The organism is Burkholderia singularis (assembly GCF_001718875.1).
GTDB lineage: Bacteria > Pseudomonadota > Gammaproteobacteria > Burkholderiales > Burkholderiaceae > Burkholderia > Burkholderia singularis.
Genome location: NZ_CP013449.1, coordinates 1,566,208 through 1,592,174 on the forward strand (window position 1 = coordinate 1,566,208; position 25,967 = coordinate 1,592,174).

The 25,967-nt window shown below is 64.7% G+C and carries 18 protein-coding genes; 7 read left to right on the forward strand and 11 right to left on the reverse strand.

Features of this window, described 5'->3' with window-relative positions; translation table 11 throughout:
• Positions 1–77: 77 nt before the first annotated feature.
• The 10 genes from AQ611_RS22345 to AQ611_RS22400 all read right to left on the reverse strand — a co-directional run bounded on the left by AQ611_RS22345 (position 78) and on the right by AQ611_RS22400 (position 13,112).
• Entirely contained in the window at positions 78–704 is a 627-nt protein-coding gene (locus tag AQ611_RS22345) for a formate dehydrogenase subunit gamma (RefSeq protein WP_069236094.1), read from the reverse strand.
• Entirely contained in the window at positions 701–1,615 is a 915-nt protein-coding gene (gene fdxH / locus AQ611_RS22350; protein ID WP_069236095.1) for a formate dehydrogenase subunit beta, read from the reverse strand. Before fdxH ends, AQ611_RS22345 begins: the two co-directional genes overlap by 4 nt.
• A 10-nt stretch (positions 1,616–1,625) precedes the next feature.
• Positions 1,626–4,697 carry a formate dehydrogenase-N subunit alpha gene (gene fdnG / locus AQ611_RS22355; RefSeq protein ID WP_083237513.1) on the reverse strand — a complete coding sequence of 1,024 codons (3,072 nt, stop codon included), beginning with the start codon at positions 4,695–4,697 and terminating at the stop codon, positions 1,626–1,628.
• 287 nt (positions 4,698–4,984) lie between these two features.
• Positions 4,985–6,034, reverse strand: coding sequence for an LLM class flavin-dependent oxidoreductase (locus AQ611_RS22365; protein ID WP_069236097.1), 1,050 nt, complete (start codon positions 6,032–6,034; stop codon positions 4,985–4,987).
• 34 nt (positions 6,035–6,068) lie between these two features.
• Positions 6,069–7,016, reverse strand: coding sequence for an ABC transporter substrate-binding protein (locus AQ611_RS22370; RefSeq protein ID WP_069236098.1), 948 nt, complete (start codon positions 7,014–7,016; stop codon positions 6,069–6,071).
• 96 nt (positions 7,017–7,112) lie between these two features.
• Positions 7,113–8,948 carry an amino acid ABC transporter permease/ATP-binding protein gene (locus tag AQ611_RS26580; RefSeq protein WP_083237561.1) on the reverse strand — a complete coding sequence of 612 codons (1,836 nt, stop codon included), beginning with the start codon at positions 8,946–8,948 and terminating at the stop codon, positions 7,113–7,115.
• 127 nt (positions 8,949–9,075) lie between these two features.
• Positions 9,076–10,398 carry an LLM class flavin-dependent oxidoreductase gene (locus tag AQ611_RS22385; protein WP_069236099.1) on the reverse strand — a complete coding sequence of 441 codons (1,323 nt, stop codon included), beginning with the start codon at positions 10,396–10,398 and terminating at the stop codon, positions 9,076–9,078.
• Positions 10,399–10,455: 57 nt separating this feature from the next.
• Positions 10,456–11,463, reverse strand: a complete 1,008-nt coding sequence (locus AQ611_RS22390; RefSeq protein ID WP_069236100.1) for an LLM class flavin-dependent oxidoreductase — start codon at positions 11,461–11,463, stop codon at positions 10,456–10,458.
• A gap of 35 nt (positions 11,464–11,498) precedes the next feature.
• On the reverse strand, positions 11,499–12,452 hold the full coding sequence (locus AQ611_RS22395; RefSeq protein ID WP_069236101.1) for an ABC transporter substrate-binding protein: 954 nt from the start codon (positions 12,450–12,452) through the stop codon (positions 11,499–11,501).
• Positions 12,453–12,557: 105 nt separating this feature from the next.
• The gene (locus AQ611_RS22400) at positions 12,558–13,112 is read right to left on the reverse strand and encodes a GNAT family N-acetyltransferase (RefSeq protein ID WP_069236102.1); all 555 of its coding nucleotides are present in this window, start codon (positions 13,110–13,112) and stop codon (positions 12,558–12,560) included.
• 1,052 nt (positions 13,113–14,164) lie between these two features.
• On the opposite strand from AQ611_RS22400, the gene AQ611_RS22405 reads away from it, so the two are divergent.
• Entirely contained in the window at positions 14,165–17,536 is a 3,372-nt protein-coding gene (locus tag AQ611_RS22405) for a 3-keto-5-aminohexanoate cleavage protein (RefSeq protein WP_069236103.1), read from the forward strand.
• Positions 17,537–17,606: 70 nt separating this feature from the next.
• Here AQ611_RS22405 and AQ611_RS22410 read toward each other — a convergent pair whose 3' ends face one another.
• Entirely contained in the window at positions 17,607–19,121 is a 1,515-nt protein-coding gene (locus AQ611_RS22410) for an acetyl-CoA hydrolase/transferase family protein (protein WP_069236104.1), read from the reverse strand.
• Positions 19,122–19,486: 365 nt separating this feature from the next.
• Here AQ611_RS22410 and AQ611_RS22415 point away from each other — a divergent pair, with 365 nt between their 5' ends.
• From AQ611_RS22415 to aepY, 6 genes are all read left to right on the forward strand, one after another.
• The gene (locus tag AQ611_RS22415) at positions 19,487–20,185 is read left to right on the forward strand and encodes a CDP-alcohol phosphatidyltransferase family protein (RefSeq protein ID WP_069236105.1); all 699 of its coding nucleotides are present in this window, start codon (positions 19,487–19,489) and stop codon (positions 20,183–20,185) included.
• Entirely contained in the window at positions 20,182–20,958 is a 777-nt protein-coding gene (locus AQ611_RS22420; RefSeq protein WP_069236106.1) for a HalD/BesD family halogenase, read from the forward strand. Before AQ611_RS22415 ends, AQ611_RS22420 begins: the two co-directional genes overlap by 4 nt.
• A complete protein-coding gene (locus tag AQ611_RS22425) occupies positions 20,955–21,998 on the forward strand; it encodes a lysylphosphatidylglycerol synthase domain-containing protein (protein ID WP_059520129.1) in 1,044 nt (347 codons plus the stop codon). The genes AQ611_RS22420 and AQ611_RS22425 overlap by 4 nt, the downstream gene beginning before the upstream one ends.
• A 212-nt stretch (positions 21,999–22,210) precedes the next feature.
• Positions 22,211–22,978 carry a phosphocholine cytidylyltransferase family protein gene (locus tag AQ611_RS22430; RefSeq protein WP_069236107.1) on the forward strand — a complete coding sequence of 256 codons (768 nt, stop codon included), beginning with the start codon at positions 22,211–22,213 and terminating at the stop codon, positions 22,976–22,978.
• Complete coding sequence (gene aepX, locus AQ611_RS22435) at positions 22,975–24,663, forward strand: phosphoenolpyruvate mutase (RefSeq protein WP_069236108.1); 1,689 nt, start codon at positions 22,975–22,977, stop codon at positions 24,661–24,663. The genes AQ611_RS22430 and aepX overlap by 4 nt, the downstream gene beginning before the upstream one ends.
• Positions 24,663–25,967 (forward strand): phosphonopyruvate decarboxylase, encoded by a 1,305-nt coding sequence (gene aepY, locus AQ611_RS22440; protein WP_069236109.1) that lies wholly within the window; start codon positions 24,663–24,665, stop codon positions 25,965–25,967. The genes aepX and aepY overlap by 1 nt, the downstream gene beginning before the upstream one ends.

The following is a 25,967-nucleotide window of genomic DNA, read 5'->3' on the forward strand; positions in this document are numbered from 1 at the left end:
AAAAGAGTGCCTTGAAAAAACAAGCGCCGAATCGCCGGCGCCCTTGTTCTGTCCACGAGTAGCGGTATGCCGCGGTGTTATTTGATACTCTCGCGGAACCACTTCGGATGATGCTTTTTCGCCCAACCGACCGTGACCGTGCCGCGCACCATCGCCCCGATCGAGCCCTTCACCCACAATGCCGCATAAACATGCACGACGATTCCGATAATCAGCACGAACGCCGCCGCCGCATGAATGACGGCCGCTGCCCGAATCACGTCGATCGGAAAGTAGAGCGAAAAATATCGCCGCCAGATCACGATCCCGGATACGAGCAACAGCAGCAGACATATCACCAACGTGAAGAATAGCAGCTTCTGCCCTGCGTTATAACGGCCGACGGGCGGCAGTTCGTCATCGCGGTTCGCGAGCACGTCGCGCATTTGCTTGAGCCAGCGCCGGTCGTCCGCGTCGAGCAGATTATGGTGCCAGTAGCGTGCGGCCATCACCGCGAACGACGCGAACATCACGACGCCGACAAACGGATGCAGAATCCGCGTCCATTGGCCGCCGCCGAACAGCGCGGTCAGCCAGAACATCGACGGATGAAAGAGCGCGAGCCCCGATAACGCGAGCAGTACGAACGAAATCGCGGTGAGCCAGTGATTCGTGCGCTCGTTGGCCGTATACCGGACGATCAGGTTCGGGTCGTCATGCTTCATTTCGCGTCCTCCTTGATGCGTCGCGCCTCGTCGCGAGCCGCGGCCTCTTCGTCCGGCGTCACTTCGTTCGGGCCGACGCGCGTGTAATGGAAGAAACCGGCGAGCGCGGTAAGCGCGATACCCGCCACCGCAAGCGGCTTCGCGAGCCCTTTCCACAGCTTCACCATCGGGCTGATCGACGGATTATCCGGCAGCCCGTGATATAGCGACGGCCGGTCGGCATGGTGCAGCACATACATGACGTGCGTGCCGCCGACGCCTTGCGGATCGTAGAGCCCCGCATGCTCGAAGCCACGCTCTTTCAGGTCGGCTACGCGCTCGGCCGCATGCTGTTTCATATCTTCTTTCGTGCCGAATACGATCGCACCGGTCGGGCAGGTCTTCACGCACGCCGGCTCCTGGCCAACCGCGACGCGGTCCGAACAGAGCGTGCATTTGTATGCGCGATGGTCCTTCTTCGAAATCCGCGGAATGTTGAACGGGCAGCCGGTCACGCAATAGCCGCAGCCGATGCAGTTCTCCTCGTGGAAATCGACGATGCCGTTGTTGTACTCGACGATCGCGCCCGGCGACGGGCATGCCTTCAGGCAGCCCGGATCCTCGCAATGCATGCAGCCGTCCTTGCGAATCAGCCATTCGAGGTCGCCCGCGGGATTCTCGTATTCAGCAAAGCGCATCACCGTCCACGAGTGTTCGCTGAGATCGGCCGGATTGTCATAGACGCCGACGTTCGTGCCGACTTCGTCGCGCAGATCGTTCCATTCCATGCAAGCCGTCTGACAAGCCTTGCAGCCGATGCACTTGGATACGTCGATCAGCTTCGCGACACTGCCCGTCACCGGCTCGCGCACGGTGGCCGGCGGTGTCGTGGTCGCGGAAACGCGCTTGATGTCGAGCGATTGCAATGCCATCTCTTCCCCCTTACGCCTTTTCCACTTTCACCAGGAACGACTTGAATTCCGGTGTCTGCGAATTGCCGTCCCCCACCGACGGCGTCAGCGTGTTCGCGAGATAGCCGGGCTTCGTCAGCCCCTTGAAACCCCAATGCAGAGGAATGCCGACCGTTTGTACCCGCTTGCCGTCGACCGTGAGCGTCCTGATCCGCTTCGTGACGAGCGCGACCGCAACAATGTAGCCTCGGTTCGAGGATACCTTCACACGATCGCCATGCACGACGCCGACCTCCTTCGCCAACTCCTCGCCGATCTCGACGAATTGCTCGGGCTGGATAATCGAGTTCAGCCGCGCATGCTTCGTCCAATAGTGGAAGTGCTCGGTAAGCCGGTAGGTGGTCGCGACGTGCGGGAACTTGTCGGGCTTGCCGAACGCCGCGCGATCGCCCGGAAACACGCGGGCAGCCGGATTGTTCAGCGCACGCGGGTTGCCCGGATGTAGCGGATTCGCGGCAAGCGGCGTCTCGAACGGTTCGTAATGCTCAGGAAACGGCCCTTCGTTCATGCCATCGCGCGCGAAGAAGCGTGCAACGCCTTCCGGGTTCATGATGAACGGCCCCATCCCGTTTTCCGGCGGCTCGTCGGCCTTGTAGTCGGGCACGTCCGCGCCCGTCCACGCGTTGCCGTTCCAGCCGATCAGCTTGCGGGTCGGATCGAATGGCTTGCCGTTTGCGTCGCACGACGCACGGTTGTACAGAATGCGCCGGTTCGCAGGCCAAGCCCATGCCCAGCCGAGCGTCTGGCCGATGCCGGTCGGATCCGAATTGTCGCGGCGTGCCATCTGATTGCCCGCTTGCGTCCACGAACCGCAGAAAATCCAGCAGCCGCTCGACGTGCTGCCATCGTCCTTCAACTGCGCGAAGCCCGAAAGCTGTTCGCCCTTCTTCACGAGCGTCTTCGCCGGGTCCTTCGGATCGGGCAGATCCGCAAGCGCCCGGCCGTTGAACTCCATTGCGAGTTCCTCCGGCGTCGGGCTTTCCGGGTCCGCATACTGCCACGACAGATTGACGATCGGATCGGGGAATTTGCCCCCTTCCTTACGGTACAGTTCGCGCACCCGTGTAAACAGGCCCGCCATGATCTCGAGATCGCTGCGCGCTTGGCCCGGCGGCTCGGCGCCCTTCCAGTGCCATTGCAGCACACGGCCGGAGTTCACGAGCGAGCCGCGCTCCTCGGCGAAACACGTCGTCGGCAGCCGGAACACCTCTGTCTGGATCTTCGATGCGTCAACGTCGTTGTAGTCGCCGTGGTTTTTCCAGAACTCGGACGTCTCGGTCGCAAGCGGGTCCATGATCACGAGCCATTTCAGCTTCGCGAGCGCAGCCGCGGTTTTCGCCTTCGACGGCGCCGCCGCGAGCGGATTGAAGCCTTGCGCGATGTAGCCGTTCATCTTGCCCTGGTGCATCAGCTCGAGCGTTTGCAGCAGGTCATACGGCTTGTCGAGCTTCGGCAGATAGTCGTAGCCCCAGTTGTTGCCGGCGTTCGCCGCGTCGCCCCACCACGCCTTCATGAAGCTCACGAAGAACGCGCGATAGTTCTTCCAGTAGCTCAGCTGATTCGGCCGAAGCGGCTGCGGCGCGCGCTTCTTGATATACGCTTCGTAGTCCTGCTCGGCCTGCGACGGCAGCGTCATGTAGCCCGGCAGCAGGTTCGACATCAGGCCGAGATCGGTCAGCCCCTGGATGTTCGAGTGGCCGCGCAGCGCATTCATCCCGCCGCCCGCGATCCCGATGTTGCCGAGCAGCAGTTGCACCATCGCGCCCGTGCGGATCATCTGTGCGCCGACGGAGTGATGCGTCCAGCCAAGCGCATACAGGATCGTACCGGCACGGCCCGGCACGGCGGTAGTCGCCAGCATTTCGCACACTTTCAGGAACTTGTCCTTCGGTGTGCCGCAAATCTTCTCGACCATCTCCGGCGTGTAGCGCGCGTAATGCTGCTTCAACAGGTTGTATACGCAGCGCGGATGCGCAAGCGTGTCGTCGGTCTTCACGAAGCCGTCGTCGCCGCGTTCGTAGTCCCACGTCGATTTGTCCGGATACGCATGCTTGTCCACGTCATAGCCGGAATAGATGCCGTCGTCGAACGCGAAATCCTCGCGGACGATGAACGGAAAATCCGTATAGCGCTTCACGTACTCGTGCTGAACCTTGTCGTTCGTCAGCAGGTAATTGATCACCCCGCCAAGAAACGCGATGTCCGTGCCGGTACGGATCGGCGCGTAGAAATCCGCCACCGAGGCGGTGCGCGTAAAGCGCGGGTCGACGACGATGAGGCGCGCGCGGCGATGCGCCTTCGCCTCGGTCACCCACTTGAAACCGCAAGGATGCGCTTCGGCAGCATTGCCGCCCATCACGAGAATCACATCGGCGTTCTTGATGTCGACCCAATGGTTCGTCATCGCGCCACGGCCAAACGTCGGGGCAAGACCTGCCACCGTCGGGCCATGTCAGACACGAGCCTGGTTGTCGAACGCGAGCATTCCCATGCTGCGCACGGTCTTGTGCGTCAGATAGCCGACTTCGTTGCTGCCCGCCGAGGCAGCGAGCATGCCGGTAGTCAGCCAGCGGTTGACCTTCTTGCCGTCGTCGGTCGTCTCGATGAAGTTCGCGTCGCGGTCGGCTTTCATCAGCTTCGCAATCCTATCGAGCGCGTCGCTCCAGGCGATCGGCTCCCACTTGTCGGAGCCGGGCGCGCGATATTCGGGCTGCGTGAGGCGGTTCGGGCTGTGAATGAAGTCGATCAGGCTCGCGCCCTTCGGACATAGCGTGCCGCGGTTGACCGGGTGATCGGGATCGCCTTCGATGTGGATGATGCTCGGCTGCGCGTTTTTCGCGCCGTCACCGAGGCTGTACATCAGAATCCCGCAGCCGACCGAGCAGTAAGGGCAGGTGTTGCGGGTTTCGACAGTGCGCGCCAGCTTGTATTGGCGGACCTCGGCAAGCGCGTCGGCCGGCGAGAAGCCCATCAGGGCCAGACTCGAACCGGCTAGCGTCGTCGCGGACAGCTTCAGGAACTGACGCCGGGACAATTGAAGCATGGTGGTCTCGGGTGGTGGTATCGGGGGACGAACTTGCTTGCTGCGGTGCGCGGCGAGCGCGTTGCAACGGCGCGCTGCCCGGACGAGGCAACGCGCCTGCACCGGTTGCGTCGCGCCCGTCCCTTCGTTTATATGACAACGCCAGCCGCTCGGAAAGCGGATATGCCTCGATGCCGGGCAAATCGCTTCTTACGCGGTCGTAAGCGTAACAGAAGTCAGGTGAATATGATGCTGCAGTGCGATTGCCGAAATGCAATAAGCAATCGCCCGCATGGGCGCCCGCACGTTCAGTGGACGGCGGCGCCCGCGCCGTTGGCCGCCGCCACGAGCCCGGCCGGCGTCCAGCCGAGCGCCGGCGCGATGCGGGATGCAACGTCGGTCAGGATCTGCTCGTATTCGTCGAGCGCGAGGTCATACGGGAGTTCGAGCCTCAGTTCGGTCACGCGCGCGAGCACGGGATCGGCGAGCAGCCGTTCGACGATCTCGTCGCACATACCGACCAGATCCGGCGCGAACAGCGTGCGGCTATCTCCCTGTGGCGCCAGCGTGCGCACGACGCGCGCCGCGGCGAAATCACGGTAACGTTGCCGCGAAACGACTTCGGCGCTATCGAGTGGCACGATGACGCGCCCGAGCGCGACGCGCGGCGGCGATGCTTCGGCCCAGGTCGACAGGAACAGGTCAAGTTGAGCGGCCTGCGCTGCATGGAAATCGTCGCTGGCTTCGCCTCGGCAGACGTTGCCGATCAGCAAATGAAAACCGTTGCGCGCCGCCCATTCGGCGGAGCGCAGCGAGCCGCCGCCGTACCACAGACGCCCCGCCAGCCCCGGCACATGCGGATTCACGCGCGGCCGCTCGCGCCCGGCCGGCGATTCGATCACCGTGTCCGCGTCGCCGAAATAGGCGCCGGCGAGGTTCTCGCGCAGGCGCAGCAGCCGCGCGTGCGAAAAGTCGATGCGCGCGGCGTCTGCATCGAGCAGGCGATCGCCGAGCAGCGACGCGTACCCGGGCGCGCCCGCGCTCAGCCCGACGTGCAGGCGGCCCCGCGACAGCGCATCGACGGTCCCGAGATCCTCCGCGAGCCGGAACGGATTCTCGTAACCCATCTGGATCACGGCCGCGCCGAGTGCGATGCGTACCGTGCGCTGCGTCGCAGCGGCAAGAAACGTCGCGGCTGACGACACCGAACGCTCCAAATGCCGCTGGCGAACCCATGCGCTGTCGTAACCGAGCGCATCGCCGCGACTGAAAAGCCGCAGCGACTGCTCAAGACCGGCAAGCGGATCGTGGGCCGGATAGTTGCCGGCCGTCAGGAAGCCCAGGTGTGAAATCGTCATGACCAGGATCGGAAATAACAAACGGTGCGCCGTGTCAGAACGACGGCAGCCCCGGCGGGTTCGTTTCGGACCGCTCGATCGCCTCGGACAGCAGCCCCCAGCGCGCGAGCGCCTGTCTGTACTTACCGTTGCGGATCAGATCGTTGGTCGCAAGCGTCAGCGCATCGGCCAGCCCGCTGCCCCTGCGCGTCGCGATCGCGACGTCCGCGTTGAGCGGCCAGCCTGCATTCACGCTGCCGACATTGCGAATCCTGCCCTCTCGCGCCGCCTCGTATGCGAGCGCCGCATTCGGATTGAGTTCGGCATCCGCGCGCCCCGACAGCAACGCGACGCGCGACGCGCCGTCGTCGTCGAAATACAGCAGCTCCAACGGTTTGAGTCCCTGCGCTACGTTGCGGCGGTTCCATTCGAGCAGAATCCGCTCCTGGCTGGTGCCCGCGGTGGTGATAATGCGCAAGCCCGCGACATCGCTCGGCCCGGCGATGCGTGTAACCGGACTCCCGCGCCGGACATAGAAGCCGTGCAAACCGAGCCGGTACGTCGTGAAATCGAATTTTTTCTTGCGCTGCTCCGTCACGCCGACATTCGAGATCACCGCGTCGTACTTGCCGGAGGTCAGACCTAGCGGCCAGTCGGCCCATGCAATGGGCACGAGCGCGAGACGCCGGTCCAATGCGTCGGCGACGAGTTGCGCGTAGTCCGGGTCCGCGCCGACCACCGTTCGCGCGTCGGTCGCATAGGTCGCCACGGGCGGCACGTGCGGGGCGATCGCGACAGTCAGAACGCCATCGCCGACCCAGCGATAGCCGGTCGCCGCATGGATCGCGGCCGGATCGGGCGCGGCGCGCACACGCCCGGCCTGCCGAGGATCGAGATCGACCGCGATAGCGGCAGCCCGTGCGGCCAACGGCGGCACGCCAAACAGCGCCGCGCCGGCGGCCGTCATGAGCGCGGCGCGAACAAAAGCTCTTCTATCGTTCATTGCAGTAATGTCACCGGTATCGGAAAAACGCAGCGCAGACGGCCCGCCACGCAACGTCACATCGACTTTCACGCGGCTCGCATCGCACCGTCATCGTCAGAGCACCTTCGACAGAAACGCGCGCGTGCGCGCATGCGCGGGCGCATCGAGCACCTGCGCGGGAGGGCCGGCCTCGATGATCCTGCCTTGCTCCATGAACAACACCGTATCGGCCACCTCACGTGCAAAGCCGATCTCGTGCGTGACGATGATGAGCGTCGTGCCTGAGCGCGCGAGTTCCTTGATGACGTCAAGGACTTCATTGACCAGTTCGGGATCGAGCGCAGACGTCGGCTCGTCGAACAGCAGTACCTTCGGTTTCAACGCGAGCGCGCGGGCAATCGCAACGCGCTGTTGCTGGCCGCCCGAAAGCTGGCGCGGATACGCATGCGCCTTCGCCGCCAAACCGACGCGCGCGAGCAACTCGTGCGCGAGTCGCAGCGCGTCGGCACGCGTCGCGCGGCCCAGCGCAACCGGTGCTTCGACGAGATTCTCCAGCACGCTCAGATGGGCAAACAGGTTGAAGTTCTGGAACACCATGCCGACGTCGATCCGACGGCGCAGCACGTCCCGTTCCTTCAGCTCATACAGCGTGTTGCCGTCGCGGCGGTAACCGACGAGTTCGCCATCGATGTCGATGAACCCGCCGTCGACGCGCTCGAGATGGTTGATCGTGCGCAGCAGCGTCGATTTGCCTGAGCCGGACTGCCCGAGAATCACCGTCACGCTGCCGGCCGGCGCGACAAACGACACGTCGTCCAACACCTTATGCTGTCCGAAGCTTTTCGATACGCGATGCAGCGACACTTCGCCGCCCCGCCGCTCGCTGACCCAAGCGCGCGCGGCATGCACAGCCGGCATGGATGCGACAGGCTTCCCGCTCGAACCGCCGCCATCAGGCAGGGCGCGCGCCGGATCATTCGCGGCCGCGCGCCGGCCCGGCCACGCACGGATCACGCCCGCGATCCATGCATCGAGCGGCGAGCGTGCCGGATTGCGTACCGCGCCGCGCGCATAGCGGCGCTCGACTCTCGCCTGAATCACGGAAAGTACGGTCAGGATAATCAGATACCAAACCGTTGCGACCATCAGCAGCGGAATCACCTCGAGATTGCGCCGGTAGATCACTTGCACGGTATAGAACAGCTCCGGCATTGCAAGCACATAAACCATCGACGTACCCTTGGCGAGCAGGATCAGATCGTTGAACGCCACGGGCAGAAACGCGCGCATCGCCTGCGGCAGTACGATATGCGTGGCCTGCCTTGCGCGCGGCAAACCGAGCGCGGCGGCCGCCTCGAGCTGCCCGGGGTCGACCGAAAGAATCGCGCCACGCACGCCCTCCGCTGTAAACGCTGCGTGGCTGAGCGTAAGACCCAGCACCGCCGCGCAAAACGGGCTGATCAGATCGGTTGTCGCGACCTCGGCAAGCACGATGCTCGTGAACGGCACGCCCAGCCGCACGTGATCGTACAGATAGCCGAGATTGTTGAGGATCAGCAGCAGCACGACGAGCGGAATCGAGCGGAACACCCAGATATACGTCCATGCGCATGCGGATAACAACCGCGAGCCGGACACGCGCGCCAGCGCGAGCGGCACACCGAGCGCGAGCCCCAACACCGCACCGAGCGCCGTCAACAACAGCGTGCGCGCGAGTCCGGAAAGTACCGGCTCGGACACGAACCATTCGGCAAATACAGGCCAGCCCCACTGCGGATTGCTGAGCACCGAGTTCAGCGCCAACGCGATCAAAACGAGTGCGAGCACGGTGCCGGCCGCACGCGCCCGGTAGCGCGCCGGCACGATCCTGAAATACGATGCGTCGTCTCGTGCCTGAGGTGGGCTCGATGCCGGCGGCGCGCCGCCGACTGCGTGCGTGATGTCGCTCATGGTCGTCTTTCCTTCGGAGAACGATCGATGCCGCATGCGGCATGAGTGAGGCAATTGAAGGCGCACCGCACCGCCGAGTTCGCGCGGCGGGTACGGCCACGCGCCACGCCTGATCGCTTGGCCGCCGTCATGCGTCGACGGGCGCCGCATAGCGGCTTTCCTTGCGCGGCAAACCGAGATGGTCACGCAGCGTGCGCCCGGCAAGCGAGCGCCGGTAGCGTCCACGCGCCTCAAGCGCGGGAAGCACGAGTTCGACGAAATCGTCGAGCCCTTGCGCCTGCACCGGGAAGCCGAGGATAAAACCATCGCACGCGCCCGCGTCGACCCAGCGGATCAACTCATCGGCAACTTCGTCGCCGGAGCCGATAAAGTGCGGCCGCGGCGTCGCGACAGCAAACGCGGTCTCGCGCAGCGTGAGCCCCTTGTCGCGCGCGTCGGCCTTGATCCGGTCGGTGGTCGAGCGAAAGCTGTTGCGGCCGATCTCCCCCAGCTCGGGAAACGGCCCGTCGAGCGGATACTGGGTGAAATCGTGATGATCGAAGTAGCGGCCGAGATAGGCGAGCGCGTCGTCGACAGTCAGCAAATCGCGGATCGCGCGGTATTTTTCTTCCGCTTCCTCGGCGGTACGCCCAACGATCGGCCCGATTCCAGGAAAGATCTTCAAGTCGCCGATGCTGCGCCCATGCTCGATCGCACTGCGCCTCACGCGCCGCGCGAACGCCAGCGCCTCGTCCACCGAAGCCGTATGCGTGAACACGGCATCCGCGTATTTGCTGGCGAAATCGATCCCCGCATCCGACGCGCCCGCCTGAAAGATCACCGGCTGCCCCTGCGGTGAGCGCTGGATGTTGAGCGGTCCGGCCACCTGGAAAAACCTGCCGCGATGATCGAGCGTATGCAGTTTGTCACGATCGAAGAAACGCCCGCTCTGGCGATCGCGCACGAATGCATCGTCATCCCAACTATCCCATAGCCCCTGAACGACTTCCAGATACTCGTCCGCGATCTCGTAGCGTAGATCGTGCTCGGGATGCGTTTTACCGAAATTCTTCGCGGTGCCCTCGAGCGGTGTCGTGACGACATTCCAGCCCGCGCGGCCACCGCTGAGCAAATCGAGCGACGCAAATTGCCGCGCAACCGTAAACGGCTCGCTGTACGACGTCGACACCGTGCCCGCCAGCCCGATCCTCGACGTCGCGAGCGCAAGCGCCGACAGCAGCGAAATCGGCTCGAAGCGATTCAGGAAGTGCGGTATCGATTTGTCGTTGATGTAGAGGCCGTCGGCGACGAACGCGAACACAAAGCCGTTTTCCTCCGCCTTGCGCGTGATCCGCACGATGAAATCGAGATTGACGCTCGCATCCGGCGGATTGCTCGGATGCCGCCACGCGTGCATATGGCCGCCTGCGCCATGCAGCATGATGCCGAACAGAATGGGGGGTTGGGTCATGTCTGGGCTCGCTGTCGAAATCGAGGGGAACACGCATGCCTCGTGAGGCGCGTGCGATCATGGCCAGGTCTGTACCGGGTGCCGTTCGCGCGCCAGCAGTTCGACCGATGCGAGTCGCGCCGGATAGTGCGTGACGGGCGAATCGACGACGAACTCATCGACGCCATAGCGGCGGCTCAACGCGTCGAACTCGCGATGCACGTCATCGGGCGTGCCGGCGATTACGTGCGGGCAAAGCTCATCGATCCGGTAATCGGTCGCGCCGCTCTGCCGCGCGAATTCGGCAGCGGCCTGGGCGCTGCCGAGATTGAAGCTTTGGCCGCCCGCGAGCTTCAACTTGAAAATCCGGAGCGCGCCGATCAGCGCTTCGGCGTCGCGCTTGGTCGACGCGGCAACTGCATAGAGTGCGAGCAGCGGCGCGCGGCCCGTCGCGCTGCGATATGCGTCGAGCGAACGCTCGACGTTCGACTCGTCGCCATTGAAATGCCCGGCATAGCAAAACTGCCAGCCGAGCCGCGCGGCAAGCGCCGCGCTTTGTGCCGAACCGCCGAGCAGAATCCGTTCGGGCTGCTCAGGCGGCACGGGCAGCGCGACCGCGCCGGCCAGCGGATGATCCTCGCTGACGCCCCAATCGAGAAACGCGTCGAGTTCGGCGAGTTGCTCGTCGAACACGGCCTTGCGAGGCTTGCCGTGCAGCGCCTGCAGCGCGCGCGTCGTCAACGGCAGCCCGCCCGGCGCTTTACCCACACCAAGATCGACACGTCCCGGCGCGAGCGACGCGAGCAGCCTGAACGTCTCGGCCACTTTAAAAGGACTGTAATGCTGCAGCATCACACCCCCCGCCCCCACACGGATCGTCGACGTACTCGCAAGTATGTGCGACACGACGATCTCCGGCGCCGTGCTCGCGAGGCCCGGCGCGCCATGATGCTCCGCTACCCAGAAACGGCGGTAGCCGAGCGCTTCGGCGCGTTGCGCAAGCGCGACCGTGAAGCGCAGCGCGTCGGCCGCCGTTGCGCCCTCGGCAATCGGGCTCTTGTCCAGCAACGATAAGGAATAGGTCATGGCGGATGCGGATCGCGATTGACGGTTGGCAGTGCCTACAGTTTCGGCAGACCCGGCGGATTGGTCCGCGACACCTCGATCGCCTCCGAGCCGAGATTCCAGCGATCGAGCACGCGCCGGTACGTACCGTTCTTGATCAGATCGTTGATGGCAAGCGTGATCGGCTCGGCAAGACCGCTGCCCCTGCGCGTCGTGACCGCAATGTCGGCCGTGCGCGGCCAGCCGCCGCTCACAGTGCCCGCCAGCCGCTTGTCGTGTTGCTGCGCGGCCTGATACGACAGCACCGAGTTCACGCTGAAGATCGCGTCGGCACGGCCCGATTGCAGCGCGACGGTCTTCACCGCATCATCGTCGTAATATTGGACGGCGACGGGTTTCAGGCCATGCGCAACGTTTTCGCGATCCCATTCGAGCAGGATTTTTTCCTGGTTGGTCGCGGCATCGGTGATCACGCGCAGGCCGGCTATGTCCTTCGGCTCCTTGATCGACGTGATCTTGCTATCCGACTTCACGTAAAAGCCGACCAGATCTTGCCGATACGTCGAAAAATCGAACTTCGTCTTGCGCTCCTCGGTCACGGTCACGTTCGACAGCACCGCATCGACGCGCCCCGATTGCAACGCAAGCGGCCAGTCCGGCCAAGCCAGCGGCACAATCTTCAGCTTGCGGCCGAGCGCATCGGCCAGCAGTTGCGCAAAGTCCGCATCGAAGCCGACGACCGTTCGCGCATCGGTCGCATATGCGCTGATGGGCGGCTGGGCCGGCGCAATGCCGACGCTCAGCGTGCCCGGTGTAACGAACTTGAAGCTCGGCGGTACCGCGCGGATCACGGCTTCGTCGCGCCCGCCTCGAATGCGGCCGGGCTGCTCGGGGCTCAGATCAAATGTGACGGCCGACGCAGCCATGCTGAGGCCGAGCAGCCCTGCCGCGACTGCGCGCACGATGCGTCCTTTGAACTTCATGGTCGAGCAGGCGTTTTGCAATTTCATGGGCGATCCCAGGCTGATTCAAGTCTTTCGCCGTTCTCGGCGCAAACAAGTTGGACGGGCAACGACATTCTCAGAACTAAACCGGCACATCCGCTCGCCGTCGCGTCACGACACCGGCGGCTCGGCCGGCACGCGCGCGCGCAGATCATCGAGCGTGCTCACGCGCCCCGGCTCGATCAGATCCTTGCCGAACGGCAAATGCACATAGATTTCCGGATCGACCGCACGGTCGAATAACGCTTCGTAACCCGAATCGAGATATAGCGCCCATGCCTCGGGCTGCCGAAAGCCCGTCGTCAAGTAGGCGCGCCGGTACCCTTGCTGCACGGCGCGCGTCTCGAGCGCCTGAACGACGCGCCGTGCAAGCCCTTGCCGGCGAAGATCGCCGCGCGTCCAGATCCGCTTGAGCTCGGCCGTATGCGCGTCGTAACGCTTGAACGCCCCGCCGCCGATCGTCTCGCCGCCGCGCAGCAACAGAACGAACGCACCATCGGGCGGCGCGAACAGCTCCGCCGGATAGCGCGCAAGCTCCTCTTGCGCCGACGCGCGACTATCGACACGGTAGGTGCGGTAGCGTGTCGTGTATTCGTCGATCAATGCATCGATCAGCGGTTTCGCGCGCGCATCGTGCGGCACGGTATCGATAATGATGTCGGTCATGGCGATATCATCGAAGGCAACCGGAGCGCACCGCCGGTGCGCGGACGCGCTGGCACGGCACGCCGGTGGGTCTATCGAGCGCGAGACGGCGTGATGGCGCGCCGTCAACCACACCACATTAGCGGCTGAGCGCGAAAAGGCTAACCAAGCAATTTCGATAACGATATCGACCGCGGCGTAGCAAGGATTTTCGACAATCGACGCCGTGCGGGCGGCACAGGGCGCATGGAGAACCGGCACGCGCCAGACGCGCCGGCATTCGCACGAGTAGCTTGCTCGTAAGTCTCACGAAATGCCGGCAGAACCCATTTGAATGACGCAGCTATCGTCAAAGCATGACGCAGGCAGCAACGCTCATCGACAAGTCGCGCCCATCGATATGAATGAAGTGCGCCGCCCTTCGATTTTTCGGCACATCAGCATATTGCGGTCACCAAAAAAGCAATCTGCGACTATCGACCGCCATTGAATATCGCCACCGCCATCATTCGGCCGCCTGTTTAATCGCCATAGAATCGACAAAATCAGTTCAGCATCACCACACCACCATCGGCTTCCGCCATTCGATCATCAAACCTCTGCCCGACAGTCACCCAGTGCGATTCAGCCACCTCAATCGCGACAATTTCTTAAATTTTCAGAATATTTCGACAATCAAAATAATCCATGAAATTAATTGTCTCGTGAAAAATAATTCCCGGAAATCAGCCATTGCACCTTGCCATATACCCCGATATCCCTCCCGCGCCACGGAGTTTGATTACATGACGATTATTCTATACATAAATATTCATTAAAATTAAATGTATTTTTATTTCTTTTAATTAAACATTGAAATATTCCTATAATGTTTGTAAATTTATCGTAAGATTCGGTCGGGACATCCCGTAGCCACCCAAATGGGATTTCTCCCGCATTTAGCGGATGAGTCATTTTCGTTCCGGTCCCCGGCGCAATACAGCACCGCTCGGCCCGGCGACGCTGCATATCCCGAAATGGCGTATCCGATTGCAGTTGTTTAGCACAACTTTATAACTCGATTCAGGACGATCATGGCCAAGACTTTCTATATCACTGCGGCACCTGTCGGCGCTGTCCCGAAGTATCTCGACCCGCTGGAGCCGAAGTTCATCCCCCATGCGATGCTCGAACTGCTGCCTGCGGACGCGCGCGAGGCGACGATCAAGGCGCTCGAGGCCAATGGTTGGGAACTCGCGCCTGCCGGAGGCATCGTGCTCGAGCATGGCTACGATGCGCCGATCGATGTCGCCCAGTACGACGCCGCCGAAGAACGGCCCGGCGCGCTCGAAGCTTTGCGGCAAAACGGCTGGGCGCCCAGCGGCACGACATGGCGGCGCACGCCGGCGGCACATGCTTTCGAGCAACCGCCGTTGGTCACACGCACCACACTCGAACGCTTGCCGTCGGTCGAACTGGTCCGGCAAATCGTCCTTCAACTCACGACGTTCGGCTGGATCGTCACCGAAGACGGGAACCTGACCTGGGCTCACGATCGCGTTCACGCTTACCTGCCGCCGGATCTCGTCGAGCGGATTCGCGCCGACAATGCGGCCGTGCTCGATTCGTTGCTCGAAAGCGGCTGGCAACGGTGCGGCGCCGGTTATTGGCAACCGGGCAAGGCACGCTCGCCTTATCTGCCGATCACGGCCGAAGGCATCGTCAACGCGTCGCGCGAAGCGCTCCGCGAAGGCGCCGCCGTGGTTCATCTGCACACGCGTGCGACAGACGATCAGGCAACACTGACGATTCCCGGCCTGAACGCGCCGATCGGCATCGGCGCGCAGCGCAATCACATCGTGCTCGACGACTACGATCGGATCGTGCCCGCGCTGCTCGACCAGGAACCGTCCGCCATCCTGAATCTGTCCACGAGCGCACGCGGCGACCGCCGCGCATCGCAAAGCCCGCTGCGGCGCGCGCACCTGAAACGCTACGGCCACGCGCAGCTCGCGCCGGACGTGGCGTCGTTCAGCCCCGGCCCGGTGGTCTTCCAGGCGGGTGGCGGGTACGACAACCCGAATGCGTTCCTCGCGGATCAACTCGCGCACTTCGCGGATGTCGGCGTGCGGCCCGAGATCGAGGTGTTCAACCATACGATCGTCGAGAATTCGATCACGCTCTACCGCTCGCCGCTCATCGGCGCAGGCGTGCCTGTGCTGTTCATGCTCGTGGCCGCCGTCGATCAATATCATCGCGACCCGGTAAGCGGAGACACCAGCGACGATTCGCTGATCGACGTGCCCACGCGCAAGGCAATCGCCAAGTTGTTGCAGGCAGGCGGCGACGATGCGCATCAAAAGGCCGTCGAACTCGCCGCCACCCAGTTGCAGCCCACCGTCGACAAGCTTCGCAATAGCTTCCCGTCGTGCAAGATTTCGCTGCTGCTGCCGGGGCCTTTCCAGGCCATCCTCGTCGACGTGGCAATCGCACTCGATCTCGACGGCATCCGCGTCGGCCTCGAAGATGCACTGAATGTGTTCGACGCACGCGTGCCCGGCGGGGTGCGCAAGGCTTACGGAACCGGAGACCAAGTCCGCTGGCTGCGGCTCGAACTTGAACGCCGGGGCATCGGCATCGACGATGCCGAAACGCTGCGTGACAAACTCGGCATGGTGCGCCCCGACGTCGCGCTGTTCCGGCAGGCCGAGGCGGCGCTCGCGAATCATCCGTCCGACGAACATCTCGTGTCGGCCAATTCGATTCTCGGCGCGCTGCAGCCTGTCGTGGAGGCATACCGCCAAATCGAAGACCGGCTCGCGCAACACCTCGTAGCACACGCCGAATCGCAACCGGCCGATCCCGCCGCGCTCGCCGAGTACGTGCTTGCGGCCGCGCGCAGCTTCGGCGTCACGGTTCGTTCGTTCGTCGAAGAACTCGACCGCTACGAGGACCACGAGTATCTAAGCGCCCGCTACATCCAGATTCCGCAGGCGCTGAATTTCGCACGCGAGCTGCTCACGCCGCGCGGCCACTCGATCGACGCATACGACCGCGCGCTCGCCGACTACGCCCGCGTGGGCGAAACCGTCACGCACGACAATGCGAGCTACAGCGTGCGCGTCGATCAATTCAAGCCGCTGCCGCTGCGTTGCCTCGAATATCTAGTCGGGATTCCTTGCCGATACAACAGCGACTACAGTGACGTGGTCAATCTCAACCTGCGCCAGAGCCCGCGCTACAGCGCGACGATGGCGCTGCTCTATCACGCGCTGCGCGAACTCACGCTCGAGCTGCGCAACCGCTCGAATGCTCCGCTCAAGGCGAACGGCCCGGTCTGGACTGTGCTGGAGGCGTCAGGTGCAGCGGGCGAGCCGCCCGAGCGCCGCGACATCGCGCCGGACGACGTACTCGCCACGCTCGATCGAGTCGACTGGATCGTACTGCCCAGCACGCCGACCACGAACTATCCGCTCGGTCTCAAACTATCGAACGGAATGGCGCAACTGTTTCATGGCTTCGTTGCACAGATCGCCGCCGATCCGATGTTGTGCTCGTCCACGCGCGCGCCGCTGCGCGTGCTCGCGATCACGCATTCGGGACGCCGCGACGACGGCGAAACGGTGATCGAGGCCAGCATGCTGCACAATCGCTTCGCGCTGAACGCCGATTCGACCGGCAACTACTTCAGTCAGGAGTCGCAGCTCATCTACGAACGCTTGATCCTGCCGCGCCTCGTCGATCAGCCCGCCAAGCTCGCTTATACCGACCGGCAATTCGTGCGCCGCGACGCCGCCGGTTTCCCGCTGTATGAGGACGGCACGCGCGCGCAGCGCATCGGGACCGAGCAGATCGCGCGGCTGCCGCTCCTCAAATGCTTTGCGCACAGCTCCGGGATCGCCACCGCGCAGCAGCTCGACATCCAAGCATGCCGTGACGGCGAGCGGCTCGGTCTCACGGCCGACGAACTGCGGGCGTTCTTCGACCGCGCGCTGCTCGTCTCGTTCGGCTCGGCCGCGGACATCCGCCTGGACTGGCTCGGCACGTCGGTCGTCGACGTGACCGCCTTCAACGACGTGCGCAGCCTCGCCGGCACCACGAGCCGTCATTACGTGATCGAACCCGGCGAGCACGCGGACGTGCTGCAGCATTGCCTTGCGTGCGCGCAACCGGCCGACTACCGCTACGAGCACGCAACACCGGTCTGGGAAGAAGGCGCTCAAGGCAAGAGCGTCGCGCGGCTGACGGGCGTGTTCCTGCTCGACGACCAGGCACGGCTCAACGACGGCCATTCGATCCGCCGTTATCTGGAGGCAAGCCCGCTTTGGTTGCGTCAGTGGATCGCGCGCTTCCATGACGCGCCTGCCGACGCCGGCGCGCGCGAAATCCTGGGCGCGTTACGGCCGCCGATGGCCGCGTACCAGGCCCGCAGTGCGAATCAAACGGCACGGCGAGCGCTGGCGTAACGCGATCCGGCGCGCCGGCGCAAGCAACAAGCGCCGGCGCGCTGGCTTTCGTTCGCTTGTCAGCGTCGCATCACGGCTTCATCGACCCCGTGCGCACATATCGCTCGTGCCACGACAGCGCCTCAGACAACAGATGCGGCGTGTGCTTGCCGAAGCTTTCGCGGCTTGCCCGCTCGAAATAGTCATCAAGTATCGGCCGATAGTCCGGATGCGCGCAGTTCGCGATGATCGTGCGCGCGCGCTGCTTCGGCGACAGCCCGCGCAGATCCGCCAGCCCTTGCTCCGTGACGACCACCGCGACATCGTGCTCGGTATGATCGACGTGGCTCGCGATCGGCACGATCCGGGAAATCGCCCCGCCCTTCGCAGTACTCGCCGACATGAAGCACGATAGATAGCCGTTGCGCGCGAAATCGCCCGAGCCGCCGATTCCGTTCTGGATCTTCGTGCCCATCACGTGTGTCGAGTTGACGTTGCCGTAGATGTCGGCCTCGATCATTCCGTTCATCGCAATGCAGCCCAGGCGCCGCACCAGCTCGGGATGGTTGCTGATCTCCTGCGGCCGCAGCACGATCTTCGAGCGCAATGCGTCGATCTCGTCGGCAAAGCGCTGCGTCGCGTCGGGGCTCAGCGACAGCGCCGTGGCCGATGCAAAGCGCAGCGTGCCGCTCGCGAGCAGATCGAGCATGCCGTCCTGGATCACCTCGGTGAACGCGGTCAGGTTCGAGAAACCGCCGTCGCCCAGCCCGGCCAGCACCGCGTTCGTGATGTTGCCGACGCCCGATTGCAGCGGCAGCAGATCCGCCGGCAGCCGGCCGCGCTTGACCTCGTGGCGCAGGAAGTCGATCAAAAGCCCGGCGATCTGCTTCGATGTCGCGTCGGGCGGCGTGAACGCATTGCTGCGATCGGGCGCGTCGGTCTCGACGATCGCGACGATCTTCTCGGGCGCGCAACGCAGATACGGCTCGCCGATCCGGTCGTCGGCCGCCACCAGCGGAATCGGCTTGCGATGCGGCGGCAGCGCGGTGCCGTAATAAATATCGTGCATCCCGTCGAGGCCGATCGGTTGGCGCGCGTTCACTTCGAGGATCACGCGCTTTGCGCGATCGAGCCACGTCTTGTTGTTGCCGACCGATGCCGACGGAATCAGCCGGCCGTCCTCGCGAACGCCCGCGACTTCGACGATCGCGACGTCCAGTTCGCCGAACAGGCCGAACCACGCGTATTGCGCGACATGGCTCAGATGAATGTCCAGATAGTCGAGTTCGCCCGCGTTGATCTTTTCGCGCAGCGTCGGATCGGACTGATACGGCAGGCGCATCGAAATGCCGTTCGCCTTCGCGAGCGCGCCATCGAGTTCCGGCGCGGTCGACGCACCCGTCAGCACGTTGATCCGAAAGTCCTCGCCGCGCGCGTGCGCGGCGGCAATGCGTGCGGCGAGCGCGGCCGGCACCGCCTTCGGATATCCGGAGCCGGTGAAGCCGCTCATCGCAACGGCCATGTTCGGGCCGATCATCGCCGCGGCTTCGTCCGCGGAACGAACGACGGCGCGCAGGCTGGGGGCGAGGATGCGAGAAGTGGGCATGGCAGAGTGTCGAAAGGTTGTATTGAATCTGGCGGCGCAAGCACCGCACAGGCGTCTCCGAAGCGATGCGCGCCCTTGGCCGGCATGCGTCGAACAGGCGGCCGGGACACGGTGCGACGCAGTATCGCAGAGCGCCGGCCGGCTATAGTGTCGGCCGCTTGAAAAACTGACTTGCAGGATTCGGCAGGTATTTGTCTGACATCAAATTTTCATCGCGGGCGGTACGCGCGCATCACGATGTTCGAATCGAATCGGCTACGGTTCGGATTCGCGTAAAATATTACGATTTACCTTCAAAACGATTTGTAATCGTGCCGCTGCGTCATCAAAAAGCAATAAATTACAAATCCGTATATATTTCGCCGATGGACCCGAGAAAATCCGCCACTCCGCCCGTTGAGAGTCCGCCGCCCCGCACTTGGGACGCCCGGCTCGCACGCCGGCTCGTCACGCCGCTCGTCGGCACCGCGATCACGCCCAATCATCTGACCACGCTGCGTTTGCTGATCGGCGCGGCCGGCGCATGGTGCCTCGCACAGCCCGGCTACGGCTGGAGCAATGCGGGCGCGTTTCTGATCGTGCTGTCGAATTTCGTCGATCACACCGACGGCGAACTCGCGCGCATCAGCGGCCAGTCGAGCAAGCTCGGCCATTTCTACGATCTCGCGAGCGACGCGCTCGTCACGATCGCGCTGTTCGTGTCGATGGGCGTCGGCATCGTCGCGGCGGGCGGCCAGATGGCGGCGTCGCCCGTGCTGCTCGGCGCGCTCGCCGGCGCGGCCGTCGCGCTGATATTCTTCCTGCGGATGCGAATCGAATCGTTTGCCGGCAAGGCGGGCACGAAGCAGGCGTTCGTCGGCGGTTTCGAAACCGAGGACGTGTTGTATCTGCTGCCGATCGTCACCCTGCTCGACGGCGTCGAATCGTTCATCCTGGCCGCATCGATCGGCGCACCGCTGTTCGCCGCATGGGTCGCGATCGATTACTGGCGGATTGTGAAGCGCGACGGCACGGCCGCAGCCGCGCACGCGCCCAATCCAACCGAAATCCAGCCCACCAAATGACCACCGACATCGAAGCAGCGCCGGTACGCGCCGGCAACGTCGATGATGCTGTCGCCGCGCGCGTGCGCGCGCTCGACGGCGCGCACCTGGCACGCGAATTCGCTCGCCAGGGCGCGTTCCTGTATCTCGACGACTTCCTGCCGAAGGATCTCGCCGGGCAAATCGCCGATGCCGCGCGCGCGCTCGTGCCCGCGATCAATCGCAATTATCTGCCGGGGCACAAGCAAGGCGGCAGCGTAAGCCGCCATACGATCGATGCGCAGGCGCCGCTGATCGCCGAGCTGTACCGCTCGAAGGCACTCGTCGGTTTCCTCGAATCGCTGACGGGCGACAAGCTGCTGCCGTCGCCCGGCGACGATCCGCATGCCTATGCGCTCTATTACTACACGCGCGCAGGCGATCACATCGGCTGGCACTACGACACGTCTTACTACGATGGCCGCCGCTATACGCTGCTGTTCGGCGTGATCGACGATTCGTCGGCGCGGCTCGATTACGAGCTGCACACGCGCAACCCGGACGTGCCCGACGAGCCCGGCTCGGTGCAGATCGCGCAAGGCGGCATCGTGTTCTTCGACGGCGACAAGCTGCGCCATCGCGTCACGCCCGTCGCCGCCAACGAATTCCGCGTGTCGCTGACGTTCGAGTACGTGACCGATCCGGGCATGCGGCCGTGGAAGCGCTTCGTGTCGAACATGAAGGACGCCATCGCGTATTTCGGCTTTCGCCAGGTATTCAAGCAATCGGCCGCGCGCCGCCCGTCGGGGTCATGACGCGCACCGGCACGATTTTACTGACGCTCGGCACGGCGCTCTTCGTCGCCCTGCTCGCGTGGCAAGGCCTCGGCGCGGTTGCGGCGACGCTTGCAGCGGCCGGCTGGGGCCTCGCGCTCGTCGCCGCGTTTCATCTCGTGCCGCTCGTCGTCGACGCGGCCGCGATCGCGGTGATGTTCGGCCCGGACCCGGCCGCGCATGGCAGGCCAGCGCGCGGCGCGGCGGGCCGCACGTTCGGCGACGCGCTGCGCGCACGCTGGGTGGGCGAATCGGTCAACAGCCTGTTGCCCGCCGGGCAGATCGGCGGCCCGGTGCTGATGGTCCGCCACCTCGCCAAGCGCGGCATGCGGCTCGCGGACGCGGCCGCCGCGATCACCGTCAGCACGACGATGCAGGCGCTCGCGCAGATCGTGTTCGCGCTCGCCGGCATTGCGGCATTCAGCGTCGGCGCGACGCACGCAGCAGCCGCTCAGTTGCGCACGCCCGCGCTGATCGCGACGGCCGTGCTCGGCGTGCTCGCGGGGCTTTTCTATTTCGTGCAGCAGCGCGGCCTGTTCGGGCGCGGGCTGCGTTTCGTCTCGAAACTCGGCCCGCGCGACTGGTCGTCGCTCGAGACGCGGGCGGACGCGATCGACGAGGCGGTCGGCCGGCTTTACCGCGAGCGCGGCAAGGTGGCCGCGACGTTCGCGCTGAGCCTCGTCGGCTGGATCGTCGGCACGGCCGAAGTGTGGCTCGCGCTGCATTTTCTCGGGCATCCGGTGAGCTGGCTCGACGCGCTGCTGCTCGAGAGCGTCGGCCAGGCGATCCGCGGCGCGGCGTTCGCGATTCCCGGCTCGCTCGGCGCTCAGGAAGGCGGCTATCTGCTGCTAGCGCCGCTCGTCGGGCTGCCGCCCGACGCGGCGCTCGCGCTGTCGCTCGCCAAGCGCGCGCGCGAGCTTGCGCTCGGCCTGCCGGGCATTCTGTACTTGCACTTCAGCGAGCGCCGGCGGGCCACGCCGGGCCTGGTGCCCCCCTCTCTCGGAGGGCAGCGAACGGAGTGAGCGCGGCGGGAATTTCGGCAAGCGCCGAGAGTCGCCTCGAACTCGCCGCCCAGCCTTCTCGCGCGCCGAACGCCCCCTCGGGGAAAAAGCGGCAAGCGAGCGGCAAGCGGACATGATTGAATTTCAGTGGAAACCCGGTGGCAGCGATACGCCGCCACTCATTGCCGACTGATCCGGCGACGCGACAGTCGGCTCTTTTGCGTGGAGAACTCATGCGAGCGATCATTCTTGCGGCGGGCCTCGGCCTGCGCCTGCAGCAGCCTCCCGAGGCGCAATTTCCGAAGTGTTTGCTGCGCTTTCACGACATGTCGCTGCTGGAGCGGCACCTGCGCGTGCTCGACGCGGCGGGCGTCGACGAAATCGTGCTCGCGCTCGGCTTCCAGTCGGAGAAGGTCGAAGCCGAGCTTGCGCGCCTGAACCGCAAAGCCGAAATCGTGCTGAACCCGCGCTACGACCTCGGCAGCGTGCTCACCGTCCACACGGCCGCCGACGCGCTCACGCGCGGCGGCGACGTGCTGCTGATGGACGCCGACGTGCTGTACGACGACAGCATCCTGCACGCGCTTGTCGCCGAGCCGTCGCACGCGATCGATCGCCTGCTGATCGACCGCGACTTCGAAACGGGCGACGAGCCCGTCAAGCTGTGCGTGAAAAACGGCGTGCCGGTCGAATTGCGCAAGCAGGTCGCGGCGGGGCTCGACTATGACACGATCGGCGAGTCGGTCGGCTTCTTCCGCTTTCGCGAGGACACCGCGCGGCGGCTCGCCGAGATCGTCGCCGGCTATGTCGATACCGGCCGCGCGAACCTGCCGCACGAGGAAGCGGTGCGGGATCTGCTGCTCGAAGGCGGCCGCACGTTCGACATCGCGGACGTGACGGGCGCGCCGTGGATCGAAATCGATTTTCCCGGCGATGTCGCGCGCGCGCGCGACGAAGTTCTGCCGCACATTCAACAACGCACGATCGGGGCCACACGATGAACGCACGAGAACCGAATTTCACCGAATCGCGCAGCGCACGGCTGCGCCGCATGCTCGTGAGCAGCGAACTCGAATTCCTGATGGAAGCGCATAACGGGCTGTCCGCGCGGATCGTCCGCGAGGCCGGCTTCAAGGGAATCTGGGCGTCGGGCCTCGCGATCTCCGCGCAGTTCGGCGTGCGCGACAACAACGAAGCAAGCTGGACGCAGGTCGTCGACGTGCTCGAATTCATGGCCGACGCGAGCGATCTGCCGATCCTGCTCGACGGCGACACCGGCTACGGCAACTTCAACAACGTGCGCCGGCTCGTGAAGAAGCTCGAGCAGCGCGGCATCGCCGGCGTGTGCATCGAGGACAAGCAGTTTCCGAAGACCAACAGCTTCATCGACGGCGAGCGCCAGCCGCTCGCCGAGATCGACGAGTTCTGCGGCAAGATCAAGGCCGGCAAGGATTCGCAGAGCGATCCGGATTTCTCGATCGTCGCGCGCGTCGAGGCGCTGATCGCCGGCTGGGGGATGGACGAGGCGCTGCGCCGCGCGAACGCCTATGCCGAAGCGGGCGCCGATGCGATCCTGATTCACAGCAAGCTGTCGCGCCCCGACGAAATCCTGCAGTTCGCGCGTGAATGGAGCGGCCGCGCGCCGCTCGTGATCGTGCCGACCAAGTACTACAGCACGCCGACCGACGTATTCCGCCAAGCGGGTATCAGCACCGTGATCTGGGCGAATCATCTGATCCGCGCGGCCGCGTCGGCGATGCAGGCCGTCGCGCGCGAGATCCACGAAAGCCAGACGCTGGTCAACGTCGAGGAGCGCGTCGCGAGCGTCAACGAAATTTTCCGGCTGCAGGACGCCGCCGAATACTCGGCCGCCGAGCGGATCTACCTGTCGTCGAGTTCGCGCGCGTCGAACGCGGCGATCGTGCTCGCCGCGAGCCGCGGCAAAGGGCTCGAGGCCGTCACCGAGGACAAGCCCAAGGTGATGCTGCCGGTGGCCGGCAAGCCGCTGTTGCGCTGGCTCGTCGATGGCTTCAAGAAGCAAGGCGTCAACGATATCACGGTGGTCGGCGGCTATCGCGCCGACGCGATCGACACGTCGGGCATCAAGCTCGTCGTCAACGAGCGGCACGCGCAGACGGGCGAACTCGCATCGCTCGCGTGCGCGGCCGAGCGCCTCACCGGCGACACCGTGATCTCGTATGGCGATCTGCTGTTCCGCAGCTACATCCTGCGCGACCTTGCGCAAAGCGATGCACAGTTCAGCGTCGTCATCGATTCGTCGCAGACCCAACCGTCGAACCAGAGCGTGCACGATTTCGCATTCTGTTCGAGCGCCGACGACCGCGGGCTGTTCGGGCAGAAGGTTTATCTGCGGCGCGTATCGAGCGACGTTCATGACGAAGGCGAGCCGCACGGCCGCTGGGTCGGCCTCATGAACGTGCGCGGCGCGGGCGTCGCACGGCTGAACGCGATGCTCGACACGCTGAAGGCGCGCGCCGATTTCGATTCTCTCGATCTGCCCGCGCTGCTGAATGCGCTGATCGACGCCGGCGAACAAATCGAAGTGCAGTACGTGCACGGCCATTGGCGCGGCGTCAACGACCTCGACGATTTCCGCCGCGCCGGCGACTTCGCGCACGGCCAGACGCCATACGCGGAGCAGGATGCGGGCAGCGGAGGCGCGTGATGATCGAAGCCGCGCAATTCGTCGAAGCGGCGCGCACGCGCGGCTTCGACTGGTACGCGGGCGTGCCCTGCTCGTATCTCACGCCGTTCATCAATTATGTGCTGCAAGACCCGGCGCTGCATTACGTGTCGGCGGCCAATGAAGGCGACGCCGTGGCGCTCGTCGCCGGCGCGACGCTTGGCGGCCGGCGCGGTATCGCGATGATGCAGAACTCGGGGCTCGGCAACGCGGTGAGCCCCCTCACGTCATTGACATGGACGTTCCGGCTGCCGCAACTGCTGATCGTCACGTGGCGCGGCCAGCCCGGTGTGCCCGATGAGCCGCAGCACGCGCTGATGGGGCCGATCACGCCCGCGATGCTCGACACGATGGAAATTCCGTGGGAGACCTTCCCGACCGAAGCCGATGCCATCGGCCCGGCACTCGACCGCGCGATCGCGCATATGGATGCGACGGGCCGCCCTTACGCGCTGGTGATGCAGAAAGGCAGCGTCGCGCCATACAAGCTCGAGCGCGCGGCGATGCCCGCGCGGCGCGCGCATGTCGCGCCGCAGACGGCGCGGCACGCTGCCCAGGCGGCGGGCGGGGCGAGCGTCACGGCGGCGGCGCTCGATACGGCGACTGGCGACACCGCCCGCGTGCCGGGCGACGCGGCCCGTTGTGCTGCCGGAGACGCGCCCGGCATCAGCGCGAACGACGCACTGCCCACCCGCCACGACGCGCTTGCACGCATCGTGGCGCACACTCCGGCCGAATCGACGGTCGTGCTCGCGTCGACCGGCTACTGCGGCCGCGAGCTATATGCGCTCGACGACCGCCCGAACCAGCTCTACATGGTCGGCTCGATGGGCTGCGTGACGCCGTTTGCGCTCGGCCTCGCGCTCGCGCGGCCGGATCTGAAGGTCGTGGCGATCGACGGCGACGGCGCCGCACTGATGCGCATGGGCGCGTTCGCAACGCTCGGCGCGTATGGTCCGTCGAACCTCGTCCATCTGCTGCTCGACAACGGCGCGCACGAATCGACGGGCGGCCAGGCGACGGTATCGCCGTATCTGTCGTTCGCCGGCATCGCGGCAGCGTGCGGATACGCGTCGGCACTCGACGGCGACGGCGCGCTCGACGTGCTCGGCGCAGCACTGGATGCCGCCCGCACGGGCGCGCGCGCCGATGTGCAAGACGGCGGCGCGCACTTCGCCTGCGTGAAGATCCGCGCCGGCGTGCCCGACGATTTGCCTCGCCCAAGCGTCACCCCTGTCGAAGTCAAAACGCGACTGATGCGCCACATTGGCGCAACGCATGCCTGA